Genomic DNA, 4,219 nt, shown 5'->3' on the forward strand with positions numbered 1-4,219 from the left:
GCCGCGTCGGCGACGGTGGTGACCTCGAAGGCGCCCGGCCTGGCGCGGTCGAGCTGGTCGGCGACGGCTGCGGCGGCGGGCGCGGGGCCGGCGACGACGACCGGCAGGTCGCGGGGTTCGAGGTTGGCGGCGGGCCAGACGAACCAGGTGACGAGCAGGGCCTGCAGGACCACGACGGCGGCGGCGATGAGCCCCGCGCGGGCCAGCGGCGGAGGCGTCGGATGGGACATGTCGGCTCCCTTCCGGAGCATAAAACGAGCGATCGTTCTTTTAAATCATCCTGAACCCCGTGCCGTTCTCCGTCAAGAGCGAGCATTCGTTTTACAATGGCGGTGTGCCCAAGGTCTCCGACGCCCACCTCGCCGCCCGCCGCCAGCAGATCCTCGACGCGGCCCGGGCCTGCTTCCTGCACAACGGCTTCCACGCCACGTCGATGAACGACGTGGTGCGCGAGGCGGGCCTGTCCATCGGCGCGGTGTACCGCTACTTCCCCAGCAAGAACGACCTGATCATGGCGCTCGCGGAGCAGGTCATCGGCCAGATCATGGCCGGCTTCGACGAGATCGTCGCGACCGAGCCGCCGCTGCCCCTTCAGGACGCCGTCGGGCGGGCCGTGGAACTGGCCGCCCCGCACACCGGCCCCGACGGCGCCCTGCGGATCGCCGTGCAGGTCTGGTCCGAGGCGCTGCGCGACCCGGCGCTGGCCGAGTTCGTCCACGGGGTCTACACCCGGCTGCGCGCCCGCATGGTGGCGCTCGCCGCCGCCGCCGTCGCCCGCGGCGACCTGCCGGCCGGCAGCGACCCGGAAGCCGTCGGCTCCGTGCTGTTCGCGCTCCTGCCCGGGTACGCGCTGCAGCGCATCCTCATCGGCGTGCCCGACCCGGCGACGTACCGGGCCGGCCTCGAATCCCTCTTCGCCACCGCCGCGAGGCCATAGGATCGCTGCCGGGGAGGTGGGGAGACTGGACACCCTGGATCAGGGGGCGACGCTGCCCTGGATGCGTAAGGGCACGGCGGTGTTCACCGACGCGGTCGCGCGGCTCGACGACGCCGCGTTCGCGGCGCCCAGCCTGCTGCCCGGCTGGTCCCGGGCACATGTCATCGGACACGTCGCCCGCAACGCCGAGGGCCTGACGCGGCTGTGCGAGTGGGCCGCGACCGGCGTCGAGACGCCCATGTACGCGAGCCGCGAGAGCCGCGACGCCGACATCGAGGCCTCGGCGGTCCTGCGCCCCGCCGCACTGCGGGAGGACCTCGTGACGACTGCGTCCCGGCTGACCGCCGCACTGTCCACACTGGATGACACAGCCCGGCGGGCGACCGTGCGTGGCGCGAGCGGCCTCGAGTTTCCGGCCGCCCGGATCCCGTGGCTGCGGGTGCGCGAGGTCTGGCTGCACGCCGTGGACCTGGCCGCCGACGTGAGCTTCGACGACATCCCGGCGCCGCTGGTCGACGCCCTGATCGACGACGTCACGGGCAGCCTGTCGAAACACCCGGACTGCCCGCCGGTCCTGCTCGTGCCGCTCGACCGGGGCGACACGGTCCGGTTCGGGCCGCCGGGCGTCGCGCCCACCGAGGTGACCGGGACGGCCGCCCAGCTGGTCGGCTGGGTCAGCGGCCGGGCGGGTGCGCCCTCCCCCACCGACGTCATCCTGCCCGCGTGGCTCTGACCGGCACGGCGACAGGGCCGGCCACGTCGCCGTGACCGGCCCCGCACGCCGTCAGACCTACGTCGTGGCGCAGATGGCGTACGCGTCGACACGCCAGTACGTGCTCCAGCCCAGGTCGTCCTCCATGCCGTAGGTCGAGACGAAGTGGGTGCCCGCGTACGCGCCCGGACTCATGCTGCGGATCGACACCTTGCCGTCGTTCGGGATGACGACCGCCCCGCCGCCCAGCGCGCTCGTACCCGCCGGGCAGGACGCCGTGTTGCTCTTGTCGGCCGTCGTGGTGCCGCTGTAGTCGAGCACGATCTGGTGCCCGGGCACCGGATCCGCGCAGATCGCGTAGGCCCGCAGGTTCCAGATGTTCGTGGAGCCCCACCCGTCCGTGTGTCCGGAGACGGCGACCGAGTTGGTGTACGGGACCACGCCGTCGAGCAGCACCTGCCCGCCGCCGCCCACCACCTCGCCGGCGGCGCCGAGGACCTGCTTGCCCGCCGAACACACGGCGAGCATCACCCGGTCGGCGGCGGTGGTCGTCGCGACCGTCGTGGCGCTGACGATCTCCCAGCCCGACAACGGGTCGGCGCAGACCGCCTCGGCCGTGACGGACCAGTCGCCGGTGTACCCGTCCTGATCCTCGTAGGCGACGACCGTCACGGTCGTGGCGGTCGGTCGCACCTCGGCCACGTGAATGTCGTTGGACGTGGTGCCGATCGACCAGCCCGTACCGATGACGTTCTTGCCGGCGGGGCAGGTCACCACCGCCGACTTGACCGACGAGCTGCTCCACCCGCTGCCGTTGCTGACGAACTCGTGGCCCGGGATGGCCGCGTGCGCCGGCGCCGCCACGCCCAGCACCACCCCGGTCGCCCCGAGCACCACGACCGCGGCGGCGCCGATCGCCCGGCGCCGCCCGACCCATCTCCTCATGCTGGCTTCCTCACTCCCGACGCCCGGCGCCTGCCGCCGGGACAGGGCCAGTCTCGGAACGGGCCTCACGGGCGCGTCACGGCCGGCTCATGGCAGCGACACGGCGCCCAACATCCTGACGCAGATGGCGAACGCCATCGATGCGCCAACTGTCGATGTATGCCGGGTCGTCCACCGCGCCGCGCACCGCGACGAACTCGCTACCGTTGTAGGAACCGGGATTGAGCGTCTGGATCGACACCAGGCCGCCGTTCGGATAGACCAGTACGCCGCTGCCCACCACGCTCTTACCCGCCGGACAGACGACGGTCGTCCCCTTGTCGAAGCGTGCGGTGATGCTCCGCTCCGACACGTACTCGCGGCCGGGCAGCGGATCCGCGCAGATCGCGTGGACCTTGAGACTCCACATCGTCGTGCTGCTCCACTGGTCCTCGTGGGCGTCCGCGTACACAGCGGTATTCAGGGGATACATGCCGGTGAGCAGCACCTCGCCGCCGCCGCCGCTGACCTCCGCGCCGCCGCCGATCACCTTCTTGCCGCCGGGCAGGACACGATCGCCCACTTGACCGCCGCCGAATCCTCCCCGCTCACCTCGCTCACGAACACCCGGCCGGAGATGCCCGCCCGCGCGGGCGTGGCCACCCCCAGGACCACCCCGATACTCACGACCACGACCACGGCGGCCAACCGCCGCGATCTGACCCATCCCCTCATCCTCACCCGGCGACTGCCGCCAGGACACGGCCAGTCTCGGCACGGGCCTCACGGGCGCGTCATGGTCGGCTCATGGACGCGGTGCTATCCGCTTTCCGTAATCGCGTTGCCGACCGCTTCCGGCACTGCCCATCGTGGACAGTGAGCCCTTACCTCGGGAGGAGACCGGTGCGTATGCCATCCGACGCGCTGCACCGCTGGCGGTGCCTGCTGCTCGTCGCCGCGCCCGGGTACGGCAAGACGACGGCCCTGCGCACCTGGTGGCCGGCCGGTACGGCGTACTGGATGACGGGGTGGAGCCTGACCGACGGGATGCCGGCGGCGCCCCGCGACGACGACCACGACGGACCTCGCTGGCTCGTCCTCGACGACGTGCCCGCGCTGTCCGGGGACCAGGCGGCGGGCCTGCTGACGTGGGCCTGCGAACGGCCGGACGCGGCCGGCCTGGCGATCGCGACGCGGTGGCCGCTGGGCCCGGCGGTGACGCGCCTGCGCGGTCGCGGGCTGCTCGGCCAGATCGGCCCCGACCGGCTCGCGATGAGCACCGACGACGTCGCCGCCCTGCTGCGCGACGAGCACGACGTGTGGGACGCCACGCTCGCCGAACGCCTGCACGCGGCCACGGACGGCTGGCCCGCGCTGGTGCGCCTCGGCGCGGAGGATCTGACCGACCGCGACGATGTCGTCGACCAGCTGGCCGAACCCGGCGCCGCCGTCGCGGAGTTCCTCACGGCCGAGGTGTTCGCGGGCCTGCCCGGCCCGGCGCTGGGCCTGCTGCGCGACGCGGCCGCGATCGGGCCGGTCACCGCCGACCTGTGCCGCACGCTGGGGCACCGGCGTGCCGAGCAGACCCTGCGCCTGCTGGCGGACACGGGCCGTGAAGCCCGGCACCGTCGCCAGGATGACGACCT

At 73.0% G+C, this 4,219-nt stretch carries 6 protein-coding genes and 1 pseudogene; 3 read left to right on the forward strand and 4 right to left on the reverse strand.

What is annotated here, in order from left to right:
• Positions 1–230 (reverse strand): annotated as a pseudogene (locus ABD211_RS22980) (hypothetical protein); the annotation flags it as partial.
• A 104-nt stretch (positions 231–334) separates the two neighbouring features.
• Between ABD211_RS22980 and ABD211_RS22985 the strand changes: the two are divergent.
• Entirely contained in the window at positions 335–937 is a 603-nt protein-coding gene (locus ABD211_RS22985; RefSeq protein ID WP_344135644.1) for a TetR/AcrR family transcriptional regulator, read from the forward strand.
• 16 nt (positions 938–953) lie between these two features.
• Positions 954–1,670 (forward strand): maleylpyruvate isomerase family mycothiol-dependent enzyme, encoded by a 717-nt coding sequence (locus ABD211_RS22990; protein ID WP_344135647.1) that lies wholly within the window; start codon positions 954–956, stop codon positions 1,668–1,670.
• A gap of 57 nt (positions 1,671–1,727) precedes the next feature.
• Here ABD211_RS22990 and ABD211_RS22995 read toward each other — a convergent pair whose 3' ends face one another.
• The 3 genes from ABD211_RS22995 to ABD211_RS23005 all read right to left on the reverse strand — a co-directional run bounded on the left by ABD211_RS22995 (position 1,728) and on the right by ABD211_RS23005 (position 3,260).
• Positions 1,728–2,594 carry a hypothetical protein gene (locus ABD211_RS22995; protein WP_344135650.1) on the reverse strand — a complete coding sequence of 289 codons (867 nt, stop codon included), beginning with the start codon at positions 2,592–2,594 and terminating at the stop codon, positions 1,728–1,730.
• 76 nt (positions 2,595–2,670) lie between these two features.
• Positions 2,671–3,156 (reverse strand): hypothetical protein, encoded by a 486-nt coding sequence (locus ABD211_RS23000; RefSeq protein ID WP_344135653.1) that lies wholly within the window; start codon positions 3,154–3,156, stop codon positions 2,671–2,673.
• A complete protein-coding gene (locus tag ABD211_RS23005; protein ID WP_344135656.1) occupies positions 3,120–3,260 on the reverse strand; it encodes a hypothetical protein in 141 nt (46 codons plus the stop codon). Before ABD211_RS23005 ends, ABD211_RS23000 begins: the two co-directional genes overlap by 37 nt.
• A gap of 216 nt (positions 3,261–3,476) precedes the next feature.
• Between ABD211_RS23005 and ABD211_RS23010 the strand changes: the two genes are divergently transcribed.
• Positions 3,477–4,219, forward strand: a 743-nt coding sequence (locus tag ABD211_RS23010) for a MalT transcriptional regulator family protein (RefSeq protein WP_486336261.1), incomplete at its 3' end; no start/stop codon positions are given.

The sequence above is a fragment of the Luedemannella flava genome (genome assembly GCF_039528515.1).
In the GTDB taxonomy this organism is placed as follows: domain Bacteria; phylum Actinomycetota; class Actinomycetes; order Mycobacteriales; family Micromonosporaceae; genus Luedemannella; species Luedemannella flava.

Coding starts and splice junctions, on each gene's coding strand:
- ABD211_RS22995 (WP_344135650.1), bottom strand. CDS start 2,594: ATGAGGAGATGGGTCGGGCGGCGCCGGGCGATCGGCGCCGCCGCGGTC.